We start from the raw sequence: 16505 nt of genomic DNA, 5'->3' as shown, positions 1-16505 counted from the left end.
ATTGATGGTTGACTAGTATTTATCTATTCATTGCCACATTAGTGCCTGTCAAAGCTGTGACAATGAAAATGGGCTATCCATTTATTGCGTTTTGGTAAAGCGAGTCGGGAAATCAGTGAATATGGCGTTTACTTTATTCATTAATGGAAAAGTATCACTATGGTTTACTGTGTAGCACCATACTTCAAAGCCCAAATTTGTTAGGTAATCTAGCTGTTCATTGGTGAGATTTTGATAATTCAAATGACAACTGAATGCTTTATTTTTTATTAATGCCGCTTTATCTTGGTTTGATAAGCTTTCAGTGATGAGCCCAATACGAAATTGAGAGCAATGTTGTGCGAGTTCTTCGATAACATCGTGGCTGAAGCTGGAAAGCAGTAACTGGCTACTTGGTAAAGTAGTCGATGCAAGTTCCTGAGCTAACAGAGCCACAACATGAGCAGGATCGTGTGTATCGATTTTAATCTCTAAATTCACTTGGAGCTTAGAATGCTCGGCTAACTCTAATAATTCCGAAAGCGTTAAGAGTTGTTCCCCTGCAAATTCAGGCGAGAACCAGCTACCAAAATCTAATTGTTTTAATTCAGCCAAAGTGTGTTCATCTAATCGACCTTTACCATCACTACAACGTTCTAAGTTGTGATCGTGGCAAATGACTAACACATCATCTTTAGTTGGTTGTATATCAACTTCAATCCATGAAAGACCAAGATCTATCGCATTTTGGATACTCGCTCGAGTGTTTTCTGGATGAGTACCTGAAACACCACGATGACCAACAATGATAGGTGACATATTGAATCCTTAATTGAAGAATATGGCTAACTGCTTTTATTTTTTAGCTGATATGATCGGTTCGCACTGGATCAGATCAGAAACTAAATCGGAAAAAAGACAAGTATAACTGACATATCTAATTGTATTTTTAGAGGTTTGTCAGAAAGTCGAATAGTACGCTATTAAGAAAAATCTAACTGTCACCACTGTATACCTTACAAGACCTAGCTCAACTGTTAGGCTAATCCCAAATAATAGAATTTAACCGAGTAAACTCTCAGTGGTGTTTAGCTCCTACCGTTACCTTTGGTCTTAATGTGCAATATCCAATTGGTTATCTTTTACGCCATTAATTCGAAACCACCCTGCAATACTGAAGCGTTCTGTATTAGTTGGTAGAACTTCGTGTGGAAATTGCTCTGACAAGAAAATCAGTAAGCGGCCAGCTTTTGGAGGAATTGTTGCAATGTGTTTGTCATTTAAGTCGTACACCACTAACTCTCCAGCATCTTCTTCAGACCATTCGTCATTCATATAGAAGACTGTAGTCAAACGGCGATTTTCATTTCCTTTAAAACAATCTAAATGCTTTTGGTAAAAGTCACCTTTTTCATACTTAGCAAAGTGAGCTTCATATTCAAATAAACCCAAGAAGAAAGCTTGGTTAGCAGCAAGGCGAATGGCTTCCATTTTATCTAGGAACTCTTGAACAGGCGTCCCCATGCCTCTACGTAACCATTGAATCTTATCGCTACGAATCTCGGCTTCTCTCACAACTTCGTCATTACGCCCAATTCGTGCTTTCTTCCAATCGTCTGGAATGCAGTCCCTCAAATCGGTCACTTCTTTGGGCGTTAAGAAGCCATCCCATAGGTAATAACCTTGGGTTGCTAGTGAGTCGATCATTTGATTCATGTGTTTGTATCCAGACTATAAAAAGGAGCACTTATATAGTCCTAATTGTGCATGTGAACAATTCGACTTATTTGTCGTTACGATAAATGAGTATTCAGGTTGAGTTATTGATAGGACGAATTGACAAGAATAGAAAGGAAGTAATTAGAGTAAAGTTAGTAAAAACAATGAATAAGGGTAGGCGAAAATACTATAAAGTGGGGATAATAGCGCAGGCAGCAGTAATCGTTCATCACTGCTGCCTGCGTTAAGTTTTCCACTAGCACTTTAATGCGCTGTGCATAGAAGTTAAAGTTCTAATAAGAGTTAAGTCGCTGGTGTTACGGTAACTTTTGCTTTTCCTTTCTTAATGTTCCATACCATGAGTACAGCTAATAACCCCATTGCAGCAAACTCAATCAGGTTTGATCCGAGCACCATACATACCGCTACCAATAGCCATAAAATTCGCTCGACTTTGGTTAAGTAGCCGAACATATAACCCTCAATACTACCTGCAAAAGCAATGATTAAAGCAATGGTACTAATGGTCGCAATCGCAAATGAACCAACCTCGCCATCGACCCAGATTAAGCCAGAAAAAGCCATCATCATTGGGATAAGGAAAAACCCTTGTGCCAATTTGAAAGCTTGAACGGCAGATTTCATAGGGGATGACTTGGCAATACCGGCTCCTGCAAAAGCTGCGAGTGCAATTGGTGGTGTAACATTTGAAGTTTGTGATAGCCAAAAGACAATCATGTGTGCGGCCAATAACCCAACCCCAAAATCAAGTAGAGTAGGCACTGCCATGATCGACAGAACAATATAGGCGGCAGTAACAGGGAGCCCCATACCAAGGATTACAGCCGCCACTGCGATTAATGCAAGGGCAGTAAACAGGTGACCGCCAGAGAGCGAAATCAAGAATTGAGTAAACTGTAAACCAATACCTGTTTGCCCAACAACACCCACCACAATACCAGCCGTAGCGCACGCAACCGAAATTGGCAGCGCTAATAGCGCCCCTTGCTTCATGCCTTCTAGGAACAGACTTAAAGTGATTCTGCTATGTTTACGCAGCATGGACGCAACTAGAATTGCTGCGCACCCTGCAATACCAACTAATACGGGCGAATAGCTCATCATTAGCAATACAGTGATAAGTACTAATGGAACGAGGAAGTGCCAGCCACGCTCCATGACAACGCTAAGCTTTTCATAGGTTTCCATCCCACGTAACCCAAGCTTACACGCCATAATGTGCACATATAGCAGGGTGCAAGCAAAGTAGAGGATGGCTGGCATGATAGAAACAACTAATATTTCACTGTAGGGAATGCCTGTGAATTGAGCCATAACAAATGCTCCAGCGCCCATAACCGGTGGCATTATTTGCCCACCTGTTGAAGCTGCCGCTTCAATCCCTGCCGCTTGCTCGGGCTTATAGCCGAGCTTTTTCATCATTGGAATGGTTAACGAACCAGTTGTTACGGTATTTGCAATGGCAGAACCAGAGATAGACCCTAATGCAGCGGATGAAATAACGCTGGCTTTCGCAGGTCCACCCCTGTATTTCCCAGCAATCGCAAACGCACTATCAATAAAGAAATTGCCGGCACCTGTGACTTGTAGGAAAGCGCCGAATAAAACGAAAATAAATACCACGCCTGCGGCAATTGCAAGAGGTGCGCCAAATACCCCATTCGTTGAAAAAATATGGAATCGAATAATATCTTCTAATGGGAACCCATTGCTGGCAACCTGGGCTGGCAAGTAGTTACCAAACATTGCATATGCTAAAAACAAAAGCGCGATTGAAACCATGACAAGGCCAACCGTTCGACGTGTAGCTTCAAGCAATAAGACAATGGTTATGCAACCTGCAAGCTTATCGGCACCATTGACACCTTCGATAAGAAACATGATGTCATCGTAATCAAAATTGGCAATTCTCCAGGTAGCCCATATCAGAGCGACTGAAAAACTAAAATCAATAATGCGTCCCAATCTAAATAAAGCGGACTCTTGATGACGCATGAACAATGGATAAGTCAAGAAGACGAGAACAATGACCCAGCTTAAATGTACGGGTCTGAAGACTGGTGCTGATATTTCAGCCGTTATTCCTTGCCATATTTGAAATACAGATAAAGCAATAGCCGCAAATGCGGCTACTTTTAGAGGAATATTAACCAGAGTAGACGGCTTAGAATCTGGCATATAGTAATCCTTTATTTTACTTCATCTAAGTATTTTTGAGCGCCAGCATGTAGAGGAACACCACCTAACATTTGCATGTTATCAACGGTTGTGTAGCTCGTTACTTTTATGCTTTGGCGTACTTGGTCGATGTTCTCAAACATAGATTTAGTCATGTTATAGACGAGTTCTGTATCCGCATTTTTGTTGACTACTAATACGTTCCAAACCGCAGGAGTGTTGAACGCTGGCACATTATTGTAGCTGTTCGCAGGTACTTCAAGAGCTTGGAAAGAAGGCATAGCTTCAGAAATTTTTGCTAGCTCATCAGCAGAGAATGATAGAACTCGAATATCACGCGTTAAAGTTAACTCGGTTACAGCACCAACCCCTAAGCTACCTACGATAACGCCAGCATCAATCTGACCATTCGCAAGAGCAGACGTTGTTGCCGTATAGTTTAAGCTTTGCGCTTTAAGGTCATCTTCAGACATGCCAAGAGCCCCTAAAATACCAATCGCGCTAGTACGTGTACCTGACCCCGGAGCACCAAGTGATACTTTTTTACCTTTTAAATCAGAGATACTTTTGATGTCAGAGGCAGCTGGCACCATGAAATGCACCACATTTGGATAAAGTGCTGAAACGACAGCGACATCCATTTTCATTGGAAACGGCTTTTTACCATCATGGGCTTTTTGAACCACGCTGCCCATTGCAATACCCGCTAGCTGTTTATTTGTTGCCACCTTAATGCTGTTTTCAACAGAGCCAGCCGTTACTTCTGCCCGCATGTTAAAGTCAGGAATTGTTTCACCCCAAATCTTAGCCAGTGTGCCCCCTAGTGGATAATAGGTACCGCTTTGACTACCAGTGCCAATCGTAAAGTTGTCAGCAAAAGCAGAAAAAGATACAGCGCCTGAAATAAATGCAGCAATGACTTTTTTGGATAAATTTTTCATTATATTAGCGTCCTATGCGGTGGTTAATCCCTGCCTATAAAAGTATCAAGAAAAGGCAGAACTTGATCCAAGCCTAATCCTAACTTAAGACCAAAGGTTATTAGACTTTAGTCAAAGGCATGAGCAGATCGCTGCATAATTTTTAAATATATGATGTAACGCAGATGTTACTATTTTGTAGGGCTTAGTTCACAAGTAATGAGCCAGTATGAAGATAGAAAGAGAGGCTTTTTAGTTTTAGGATTACTAAAAATTAAAGCAAGCGTACTTCAGCTTGCTTTAATCAACTTATTTGAGTTTTTCATAGTGGAGCTGGGCTTTACTCCAAAAGCGGGAAGACAATCATCAGCGTAGTGCCTTCTTCATAAGACGTCTTGAAGCTGATTTCACCATTTTGTGCTTCAGCGGCTAAGCGAGCAGAATAAGTGCCAATGCCTGTGCCTGTTACTTTTCCATTAGTCACAAATTTATTGAAGAAAGTCGAATGAATTGAAGGCGGAATTTCACCCAAGTTGTGGATATTAAAGCGTACAGTGTTAGATTCAGCATCGAGAATACTTGATATTTTTACACTACTTCCCGATGGCGCAGCTTCTACTGCATTGTTAATTAAGTTGGAAAACATCGTGTAGCTTAGCAGTGAGTCTCCCATGTACTGATGTTCTGGTGGTACAGAGTATTGGATGAAGATATTGCTCTTCTCACATTTAGCTTGTAAACCAAAACAGAGTTTATTGATTAGTGAGTGCGCATCAATTGGCTCTAATTGAATGGCGCCTTTATTTTCTTCAAGCTTCATCAGAGTTTGTTGACTGCTCATCATTTTTTGTATCATTAATGATGACTCTCGAATCATATCCAGTTCGTCTACACAATGGCTGGCTTTTTCTTCTAATACCGGTAGGTTAGCAATGATTGCTGTCAGTGGGTTGCTTAGGTCGTGTCTGAAAATACGATGCATATCATCACGAATACGTGTGTTTTCTACCATGGCTTCAATTTGCTGTTGCATTGTCATTCGCTGCTGCACGATCTTTATGTGATTTTTTACACGAGCTTTCACAATTTCAGGGGTAACTGGCTTGGTGATGTAATCCACAGCGCCTAGAGCTAGTCCTTTTAATACATCGTCAGTTTGTGATAATGCAGAAACAAAGATAATGGGAATATGTTCGGTTAAAGGGTTTTTCTTAAGAATTTCACAGACTTCTAAACCAGACATTTCAGGCATCATTATGTCTAGAAGAATCAAATCTGGTGGGGTGTCTTTACCGCATATCTCTAATGCTTTCTTACCCGACCGACATGCTTGCAGTTTATAATCCCCTTTTAATAATTCCCCCAGAACCATTAAGTTATTTGGTTCATCATCGACGAGAAGAATACTATTAGGTGCAGGTTGAGGAGCGGTATTAACTCGACGTGATAAGTCAGCAGGGCCGTTAACCTCTTCGATTAATTGAGGTATCGGTGCTTTAAAGGCTTTGTGAACTCGGTTGATGAGCATGGTATGAGAGAATGGTTTTACCAAGTAACCAGTCACTCCCTCACTAATCGCTGTCATTACATCACTTTGATCTATATTTCCTGTCACCATGACAAAAGGGATATGGGCTAAATCCTTATCACGACGAATCGTTTTTAATAATTCCAGACCATCCATTTTAGGCATATTCCAATCAGAAATGATTAGATCAACGTTATAGTCTTTCAGCACTGATAAGGCTTCTCGACCGTTTTTGGCTCTATGAATTTTTTTGAATTCTAGAGTTTCTAAAATGGTGACCAAAGTTTTAGTTATTGACTCGAAGTCGTCAACAATCAGCACCCTTTTTGAATTGTAGGTTGGCTCTTTGGGTTCTTGATTTAATAGTAAACTGTTCATAAGTAGGGAGTCTTCAGCGTCCGTGTTGAATCTAATTATTGTGCAGTGCCGGAGGCAAAGCTTAATTAAAAACTATGCGAGTTATGAGTGGAGTGCAATAAAAAAACACAGTTACCGTATAATTGAGCATAAATTATTTAATTATGCGGCGTATTTATAAATTACTCACCAGTAAATGATGGTGCTGATCGTTTTATGTTGCCTTTGCTATGCTGAGGGAAGCTCGGCGATGATTTCTGAGTAGTGGTAAATTAATCATCGTGAATGATGAAATTTATAACTTTAATAGAATGATGTTCGCAAGACTGTTAATGTTATGAAACCTTCACGGAACGAAGGCTAGGAAAGTAAGTTTTATTTTGACAGGGACAGTTTCATGAGCAGCATGATCCGATCATTTTTGATCGTACTTTTCACATCACTTTTTCTATCTCAACCAAGTTGGGGTGACTCCCATACTTTAGGCTCTGCTCACTCACCTCGAGCTATCCATAATGAAGATCAGAACAGCACTTCTACATCTCTTAAACAGGTGTTGTTTTCGAAAGCCGAGCAAGACTGGATTAGCAAGAACTCGGTAATTAAATTTGCTGCTGATCCTGATTTTGCCCCTGTTGAATTTTTTGATGAGCAAGGCAATTACATTGGTATTGTCGCGGACGTATTATCTTATGTGAGTGCGCAAACCGGGCTGAGCTTTGAGGTAAAACAAACGCAAAGTTGGAAGCAGTCTGTCGAGCTATTAAATACGGGTAAGGTAGATATTCTGCCTTTGATTTCATCACATGGGCGTACTGACCAGCCGTTACTTTTTACCGAGAGCTACTTAGATTATCCAAGTGTTATTCTGGTTAGGAATGACACCCAAGGCGTCACTTCGCTTGATGATTTAAAAGGGCGAAAAGTGGTTGTGGTATCAGAATGGTCTGCTGAGCATGATATAAAAGAAAACTACCCCGAGATTGAGATGCTGGTGGCTGGTAGTTCTCGTGAAGCCATTGATAAGTTATTGTTTGGTCATGCAGATGCCATGATCCATTACTTTCCTGTAGCCTCCTATGAGTTAGTTCAAAGGGGAATTGGTAGTGTTCGTATTGCAGGTCGCACCAATGAAATTGATGGGGCAATGGCTATTCACAATTCATTGCCTCTATTGCATTCAATTCTTCAGAAGACATTATCTGAAATCCCTCCACACGTAAAACAAGCTATTTTGTCTAAGTGGCTGAAAAATAGCACGATGGGCTCTGGAGGTAAAAAGCTAGACCTCACCGAGCAAGAATCGAAATGGCTAAGTGACAATCCAATTATCAAAGTTGGTCACGATCAAGATTGGAAGCCGTTTAGTTTTACTTACAACGGTCAATCGAAAGGGTTTTCGGTGGAATATGCTCGTTTGCTGTCTGACCTAATAGGGGCTGAGTTTGAATTTTATTCAGGACCTTGGAGCAAAGTTTACGAGCAAGCCACAAATAATGAATTTGATCTGATTCTAGACCTCATTAAGACCCCTGAGCGTGAAAAAAACTCTTTTTTATACACACCACCTTATGCTCGTAATCCAAATGCGATCGTGACAAAAAAATCAGCTATTTATACTGATTTGAATTCTTTGAAAGGAAAAACAGTCTCATTCGTTGAAGGGTCATTTTTGGCTGAAGTGTTAGACGATTATGATGTCACACTGTCGCCTCGTCCGGATTCGTTACAAGCCTTTAAAGCTCTGCAATTTGGTGAGGTGGATGCGGTTCTATCCCGTGTAGTTATTGCCAGACAAGTGATCAACGAAAATGCGCTTTACGACTTAGAAATTAAAAGTGAGCTAGACACCGGTAATAGTGAGCTGGATAACATGAATATCGGCGTACCGAAGCAAAAGCCGTTATTACACTCCATATTGGTCAAAGCGATGCAGCATATTGATATGAATGATGTGGACGAATTGCGACAAAACATTCTGGCGCTTGATATCGCAGGATCAGTGCGATTAAACCGAGATGAAATAGCATCTGTCATGAAAAAGCCAACACTTACTGTTAGCGCAATTAATGACAGCGACCAGTTTGTTTCAAGTGAGCTTAGGTTTGATGTTCATCAAGCGGTGTTAGAAGCGATTGGTCAAAAAGTTGGTGTTGCGTTTGAATATCATAATGACGGAATGCTGAATGGCGGGTTTGAATCATTCAGTAACGATAATCTAGATATCATCATTGGTAACAGCGACTTTTTTGATTCAGCCAAAGACTATTCGATTAAAAAGCCTATTCTCACGTCTTATTACGCGGTGGCAATGCGTCATACATCAAATCCCATCACCTCCTTAAGTGATTTGTCTTCAGAACGAATCATTGGAGTCGTTGGCTCTAACCGTTACATTGCCGAGCTTAATAATCTCTATCCTGATGTCTTTTTTGGCAAAGTCATGGACGAACAATCAGGCTTAGAAGAAGTACGTAATGGTGGCTTAGATGGTTTGATTGCTGACGGGTTGAATTTAGAGCATTTTATTTATAAAAATGAATGGGTTGATCTGGACATTGCTCTTGTCACAAGCAAGAAGATTCAATATTTAATGGCGTTCAATAATCATGTAGATAAAGGCGTGATTTCTGCATTAAATAAAGCGCAGAAGCGCCTGTCAGAAGATGAGTACACGGCAATCTATGCCGAAAATAATACACTTGCAGTAACGCCAAATGAAGGTCAAGTGAAGCAAAAAGAGTTGCTATCAACCAGCCAAATTAATACTAGCCTTATCTTAAAAATCGCAGTGGGAATAGTGGTAGTTATTGCCGCTCTTTTCTTGTTTCCTCTGTTGCTGAATCGCTATCTATCGAATAATACCATCAGTAATTTATACACCAATAAACTGATGCTTGTCGCGAGCGCTTTTATTGTCGCTGTATTGTCGATTGTTTCGGTAGCAGCGTATGTGGTGATTGAAAAAGTGGAACAACAAACTAGGCACAATATCCAAATCTCGTTATCAGGCATTACCGAGGCACTGAATACCAGTATTGATATATGGATTGATGGCCGAGTCTCTTATATTAACTCTATTGCGAATGACCCAGCACTTCACCCAATGGTTGATGAGTTATTACTTGTGGAGCCGATCAAAGAAGAAATTAAATTCTCAACGGTGCTCATTGATTTGCGTGTGTACTTTGCTTCTCAACAAGCATTGCACGGCGACCGAGGCTTCTTCATTATTTCGAAAGATAGAATCAACATTGCTTCAATGCGCGACAGTAATCTTGGGGAAGTGAATGTTATTCAACAGCAAAGACCGGAACTTTTGGATAGAGTTTTCTTAGGTGAAACTGTGTTGATCACGCCGATCGCTTCTGATCTTTCTGATGGTGGTGAAGATGTGGATGCCACCATGTTTATCGCCGCACCTATTTTTGATGGTGTAGGAGAAGTGATCGCGGCTATGACGATTCGTTATGATCCTGCTTTCGAGTTCAGCCAAATTTTTTCGTCAGGCAGCGTAGGGTTATCTGGAGAATCTTATGCTTTTGATAAGCAAGGCATGTTCCTTTCTCGAAGTCGGTTTGAAGAGACGCTTAAAGACGCTAATTTATTGGGAAAAGAGTCTAATGCCATTTTAAATATGCAGCTTTTGAAACCGAAAGTAGCAGTGTCGGGTGCCATTCCGGAAGATAAGTTTTTAACCGATGATGAGCGTTTCACCAAAGCTTATGTAGGAGCCATTCGTGATACGAAAGGCAGTAGCGGAGAAGGCTATTTAGATTATCGAGGCATTCCGGTACTGGGCAGTTGGGTATGGCGAGAAAACGACCAGTTTGGATTTGTAACGGAAATTGATGAACAAGAAGCACTGAAAGGCTACATCTTTACTCGAAACCTGATTGTTTCTTTGCTGTCTTTCACCGTTTTTCTAACCATTGGTTTAACAGGCTTGAGCTTATGGCTAGGCAGGCGTACACAAACCGTATTAATGAAATCGAATGAAGAACTTGAGCAAAGTGTTCGCGAGCGTACTTTGAGCTTAACTAGCATTATTGAAACGGCGATCGATGGCATTATTGTACTGGATGAAAATGGCGATATTGTTGAATTCAGCCCCGCTGCTGAACGCATTTTTGGTTACCAGAAATTAGAAGTACTCCATGCAAATATCAATATGTTAATGAAACCAATTGATACTGCTGAAGATACCGTTATAGAGCCTAGCGTATGTAAAGAGCTGGAATACTTGGCGAAATGTAAAGATGGGAGTGTCGTCGCGATAGAAATATCTTCAGCAAAAGCCATTATTGGCGAGCAGTTTTTTTATACGTGCATAGTGCGTGATATTACTCAGCGTAAAGCGACGCAAGATGCCCTAGAGCAAGCCAAAAATACAGCGGAAGACGCAACCAAATCTAAGAGTGATTTCTTAGCCAATATGAGCCATGAAATTCGCACTCCGATGAATGCCATTATTGGTATGAGCTATTTAGCACTTCAAACTGAACTCACGCGCAAGCAAGGTGACTATCTCAATAAAATTCTCAATGCCTCAAATTCATTATTGGGCGTTATTAACGATATTTTGGATTTCTCTAAAATTGAAGCAGGAAAACTGGATTTAGAAGTGATTCCATTTTCTGTTGATGGAGTAATGGATAATATTTCCAACATTGTGACCGTGAAGTCACGCGAGAAGAACTTAGAGTTTTTGATTGCGATTGACCCTGACGTGCCACCTGTTTTATTGGGTGATCCTCTGCGTATTGGTCAAGTCTTACTGAACTTAGCTAATAACGCGGTGAAGTTTACAAAAGAAGGGGAAGTGGTCGTAAAAGTTGAGTTGGTTGCCCGCCAGGGTAATACCGTTCAGCTTCGTTTTACGGTGCAAGATTCTGGAATCGGAATGACGGATGAACAGATGCAGCGCCTATTTACCGCGTTCTCTCAAGCGGACAGCTCTGTAACGCGGCAATATGGTGGTACAGGGTTAGGACTAACCATTTCGAAAAACCTAGTTGAGCTGATGGATGGCGAAATTGGCTGTGAGAGTACAGAAGGTGTTGGAAGTACCTTTTTCTTCACGGTTGACTTGCCAGTTGATGTAAATGCCTATGCGAAATTGCCACGTTTATCCAATGACTACCAAGGCTTAAAAACCTTGATAGTGGATGACTCAGAAGAATCTCGCGATATCTTAATTAGTATGACTCAGTCTATGGGGCTGCGAGCAGAAGCCGTCAGCTCGGGGATGCTTTCTCTCGTTGAGTTAACCGAAGCTGATGGGAATGGTCAGCCTTATGACTTGGTGATCATGGATTACAAGATGCCGCATATGAGTGGTATCGATACGATTGAATCCCTTCGAAAGCTTAAGCTCTCTTTATCTCCAAAAGTCATCATGGTAACGGCATATGCTGAAGACGAAGTAAGAGAACAAGCGCAAAAGCTTCACTTAGATGGTTTTTTAGCTAAGCCGGTTTCTTCCTCCAGCCTATTCGATACGATTTCTGATGCGTTTGATGATAGAGCGACAAATAACCCTATTGCGATTAACCAAACTAACCTGATGGATGTAGACATCATAGAAGGTGTACGTGGAGCGGATATATTGCTGGTGGAGGATAATGAAGTGAATCAGCAAGTCGCCACTGAACTACTTGAGCTGGCACAATTTAATGTGACTATCGCGAACAATGGTTTAGAAGCGGTAGAAGCGGTGCAAAATGGCACGTTTGATATGGTGTTAATGGATATTCAAATGCCTGTGATGGATGGTTACCTTGCTACGGATAAAATACGAAATGAACTGAAAATGGTCGATCTTCCCATCATCGCGATGACAGCCAATGCAATGGCAAGCGATAAAGAGAAATGCTTGAACGCGGGTATGAATGATCACGTCGCAAAGCCGATTGATCCGAATGTCTTATTCCGTGTGTTAAACCAATGGATTACTCCGAAAGCTCGTGACTTGCCAGAGCTTATTGGTATGGAAGAATCTGAATTAAGTGAAACCGAAGCTGAACTTCCTATTCTAGAAGGCTTCGATGTTGAAAGTGCAGTTGCAAGAATGGGAGGACGACTGAAGTCCTATAACAAAGCCTTAAGCATGGTGAGTGAAACGTTGCTGAACTCTGTAGAGGAGATTAAACAAGCACTGGAAAGTGATGACATTACTCAAGCTGTTCTTGTGACTCATACCTTGAAGGGGGTTTCAGGCAACATAAGTTGTACTGATCTTTTTGAAGCAACTGAAGCTCTAGAATTAGCGCTCTTAGAAACAGAAGCTCAAGCTGATGCTCTTGTATCGACTCAAACCATGAATCCCCAAACCAATGCTCTATTTGATCAAATTGAAAGCGCAGCAATACAAGCGTTGAATGTGATTACTGATTACTTAAATACGTTATCGCAAGGAACTTCTGATACAGAAGGAGCTGAAAGCAATCAGCAAAATATCGATATGGTTCAGGTTCAAAGCTTAATGAGAAAGTTAGCGGTTGAAATTGATGGGTACGATATGAATGCTAATGAAACATGCGAAGCACTAGTGGACTTATTAACGGGGACAGGGCTGAGTGAAGAAGTGATGAAGCTTGAAAAGTATGTTTCAGACTATGAGTTCGACGAAGCTTTGGAATTGCTCACGTCGATAGAAAGTAAGTTCGAGACTTTGGGGTAAAGAGTGTATTTGTTTAAACCAATGAAGGTAGAGTGATAGGAAAGAGGCGAGCGTTGTGCTCGCTTTTTGTTATCAGTATCAATAAACGTATCTAAAATCACCTTTGCAAAGTCATTATTTCCATATCTCTGCTATATTCTGGTCAGACCATGTGTTGCTAGTTTGTTAAAATTAGCTTTTTTACAAGGATGTGATTTGCAACTTCATACGATCAAAGGCTATATCCAAGTCATGTATTTGGTGGAATATCCCGATAAATTATTACTTCTAGATGGAGCATGTCGAGCGGATATACCTCACCTAAAAGACTTCATTGAATCGAACTTAGATCGGCCTTTTAGTGATCTACACACTGTGGTGGTTACTCACATGCACCCTGACCATGCGGGCGCTGCGCATAAATTGAGAGCTTTGACTGGATGCCGACTGGTCGCAGCCAAGCGAGATAAAGATTGGTACCACGGTTGGGATGGGTTTCTAATGCATTTAACTGACTTGGCTTTGGCTCGGTGGATGGCAAACCGATTGGGGAAGCCCAAAGCGAACTTGTGGTATTCACGCAAGTTGAAGCCGGATTTCACGTTAGAAGATGGTGATGCTATTCCTGAATTTTTAGAGTGGCAGGTACTTGAAACTCCAGGTCATACTGACCGTGACTTAACCGTGTATTGCCCTTCGCATAAGATTGCTTATGTGGCTGACTTAATGGTTGAAGTGAAGAAAAAATTGATCCCACCATTTCCAATTTTTCATCCGAATCAGTACCGAATATCCGTAGAACGTATTTTTAAACTAGAGGTGGATACTTTACTTGCGGCGCATGGTGTGCAAATTCAATTAACTGAACAAGCATTTACACACTTAATGGAAAGCGCTCCGCGGAGCCCTGTTACCCACTGGCGAGTGACAAAAATAAAATCGAAAAGCTTGGTGAAATATATGTGGTCGCTTGCTTTTAAATCTCGATAACCAGACAAAAGCTAGACAGTGAAATTAAGAATAAAAAAAGGCGAACCATATAATGGTTCGCCATTTTTAATTGGGCAATCATCTCTCATGGGGTAAGCTTTTGTGGAGCATCAGCTTACCCAGATTATGCCGAATTAACTGTCGCTGCGAAGCAAGAATGACTCATTTGGATCAACGATCACTTTATCGCTCATCCCTTGTCTGCCAAGCAGCATCATGTAAGTCATATCTTGACGGTTGCTCAATGTAATATCGATAGGCCACTGTTTTCCGCCAATTTCTAGCATGGTTTCAATCACGCAGCGATGTTCAGATTCACCATTCGATGATTTAATCTTTCTGCTCGCCTTTAACTTACTTTTACAACGCACCGTTTCTTCTAAATGATAGATATCTGGGTGTAAATCGAATTCAACGTACTTTTCACCGTCTTCTTTCAAGCAGACAATATTGTCTACATGCAGTGAAGATGTTTTTGCACCCGTATCAACACGAGTATGTAAACGAGCAATCCCTAACTCAGGTAAGCATAATGCTTCAGTATTCCCTATGATCATTTTATTGTTCATTTTCTTTCCAATCATGAGTTAACGGTGTTCAATCAGCCTTTACCGCGAGTACGGTTCGCATTTGGCTTTGCGTTTTTTTCGATAAATTCGAAAATCATGTCAGCAACGTCTTTGCCCGTTGCTTTCTCAATGCCTTCTAAACCAGGTGAAGAGTTTACTTCCATTACTACTGGTCCATTCTTAGATTGTAGAATATCTACACCACATAGGTTTAACCCCATGATCTTCGCAGCATTAATTGCCGTCGCACGTTCTTCTTTGGTTAGTTTAACCAGTTGCGCAGTACCACCACGGTGCAGGTTAGAGCGGAACTCACCTTCACCTGCTTGGCGTTTCATTGCTGCGATTACTTTGTTGCCAACTACGAAGCAGCGGATATCAGCACCATTTGCTTCTTCAATGAACTCTTGAACCAAGATGTTCGCTTTAAGCCCCATGAACGCTTCAATAACGCTTTCAGCTGCTTTGTTTGTTTCTGCTAGAACAACGCCGATACCTTGCGTACCTTCAAGAAGCTTAATCACAAGTGGCGCACCACCTACGTTTTTGATTAAGTCTTGAATCTTGTCTGGGCGGCTAGCGAACCCTGTTTTTGGTAAGCCAATACCTTTACGAGACAATAGCTGTAGCGAGCGTAGTTTGTCGCGTGAACGGCTAATTGCTACGGATTCATTAATACAAAAAGTGCCCATCATTTCGAATTGGCGTACAACTGCAGTACCGTAAAAGGTAATAGAAGCACCAATACGTGGGATAACTGCATCGTATTGAGGTAGCTCTTCACCCATGTAGCGAATCTTCGGATTGTTACTCGCGATATCTATATCACAGTGCAGCGTGTCGATAACATCGACCTGATGACCACGAGCTTCTCCAGCCGCTTTTAAGCGAGAAGTAGAGTATAGATTTTCGTTACGAGAAAGAATTGCGATACGCATGGCGTTTCCTTAGTAAATACCCGGTTGGTAACTGCGAAATAAAAAATGTTTTGTAATAAATCATTCGTGTTTAAACAGTGTATGGGCGTGTTCATGGTTGGAACTTCGCCTATTTAACTCTGCTTATTAATATCTGTTTCCAAGTTAGGAGAGGGTTATTTCTTGCTCCCTTCTCGGCTTAGGAGCGCACCTTAAGGCTTTTGCTGAATTTAGGAAAACGAATAAATTTTGTCGATTCGACAATGTTTTTTTATCGAGTGTTTGAGTTATTGGTACGGGGAGTTTTAAGGTGTTTTTGAAGGGAAAGTGAGCCGAGTCCTAACTCATATTGGGGGTAGGAGCATAAACGGTATTCCTCGCCTCACTTAATCTTAAGTCTCTCAGTGTACTAATTACTCCACTGACATAGTTGGATGAGTGCTTTAAGCGCCTCTTTCTCAAATTGCGTTTTAGCCGATTTAAGACGGAGTAAATAGTGTTTATTCAGTTCTGATTTTTCAGTTCGTATCTTCATAATCATTACTCTTTATCAGGAGTGGTGGCTTGGTATGGAAGTATTATGATTAATAAATAGGATGATAAAAACAGAGATTAAAATAATTAATTGTTCCTATTTTTTGGCTTTATTAAAGATACATGGCTAAT

Annotated in this window: 10 protein-coding genes; 2 read left to right on the top strand and 8 right to left on the bottom strand. The window is 41.1% G+C overall.

Annotated elements, in window-relative coordinates:
* Window positions 1-81 precede the first annotated feature (81 nt).
* The 5 genes from OCU78_RS20940 to OCU78_RS20920 form a co-directional block, all read right to left on the bottom strand.
* Entirely contained in the window at window positions 82-798 is a 717-nt protein-coding gene (locus tag OCU78_RS20940) for a glycerophosphodiester phosphodiesterase family protein (protein ID WP_137373639.1), read from the bottom strand.
* A 294-nt stretch (window positions 799-1092) separates the two neighbouring features.
* Window positions 1093-1695, bottom strand: a complete 603-nt coding sequence (locus OCU78_RS20935; RefSeq protein ID WP_137373640.1) for a 2OG-Fe(II) oxygenase — start codon at window positions 1693-1695, stop codon at window positions 1093-1095.
* A gap of 306 nt (window positions 1696-2001) precedes the next feature.
* Window positions 2002-3897 carry a TRAP transporter permease gene (locus OCU78_RS20930; protein ID WP_137373641.1) on the bottom strand — a complete coding sequence of 632 codons (1896 nt, stop codon included), beginning with the start codon at window positions 3895-3897 and terminating at the stop codon, window positions 2002-2004.
* An 11-nt stretch (window positions 3898-3908) separates the two neighbouring features.
* Complete coding sequence (locus OCU78_RS20925; protein WP_137373642.1) at window positions 3909-4838, bottom strand: TAXI family TRAP transporter solute-binding subunit; 930 nt, start codon at window positions 4836-4838, stop codon at window positions 3909-3911.
* Between the two features lie 319 nt (window positions 4839-5157).
* The gene (locus OCU78_RS20920; protein ID WP_137373643.1) at window positions 5158-6723 is read right to left on the bottom strand and encodes a response regulator; all 1566 of its coding nucleotides are present in this window, start codon (window positions 6721-6723) and stop codon (window positions 5158-5160) included.
* A 376-nt stretch (window positions 6724-7099) separates the two neighbouring features.
* Here OCU78_RS20920 and OCU78_RS20915 point away from each other — a divergent pair, with 376 nt between their 5' ends.
* Together OCU78_RS20915 and OCU78_RS20910 are read left to right on the top strand one after the other, a co-directional pair.
* A complete protein-coding gene (locus OCU78_RS20915) occupies window positions 7100-13384 on the top strand; it encodes a response regulator (protein WP_137373644.1) in 6285 nt (2094 codons plus the stop codon).
* Window positions 13385-13579: 195 nt separating this feature from the next.
* Entirely contained in the window at window positions 13580-14353 is a 774-nt protein-coding gene (locus OCU78_RS20910) for an MBL fold metallo-hydrolase (RefSeq protein ID WP_137373645.1), read from the top strand.
* Window positions 14354-14487: 134 nt separating this feature from the next.
* On the opposite strand, the gene OCU78_RS20905 is transcribed toward OCU78_RS20910, so the two are convergent.
* The 3 genes from OCU78_RS20905 to OCU78_RS20895 form a co-directional block, all read right to left on the bottom strand.
* Window positions 14488-14922, bottom strand: a complete 435-nt coding sequence (locus OCU78_RS20905) for an ATP-dependent zinc protease family protein (protein ID WP_137373646.1) — start codon at window positions 14920-14922, stop codon at window positions 14488-14490.
* Between the two features lie 32 nt (window positions 14923-14954).
* The gene (gene rimK / locus OCU78_RS20900; RefSeq protein WP_019824669.1) at window positions 14955-15860 is read right to left on the bottom strand and encodes a 30S ribosomal protein S6--L-glutamate ligase; all 906 of its coding nucleotides are present in this window, start codon (window positions 15858-15860) and stop codon (window positions 14955-14957) included.
* A 388-nt stretch (window positions 15861-16248) separates the two neighbouring features.
* Window positions 16249-16374: a hypothetical protein gene (locus OCU78_RS20895; protein WP_257217113.1), complete on the bottom strand. Its 126-nt coding sequence runs from the start codon at window positions 16372-16374 to the stop codon at window positions 16249-16251.
* Window positions 16375-16505 lie beyond the last annotated feature (131 nt).

This window comes from Vibrio gallaecicus (assembly GCF_024347495.1).
Classification (GTDB): domain Bacteria; phylum Pseudomonadota; class Gammaproteobacteria; order Enterobacterales; family Vibrionaceae; genus Vibrio; species Vibrio gallaecicus.
Note: the sequence above shows the minus strand (reverse complement) of the source record. Positions and strands in the feature narration are given on the sequence as shown.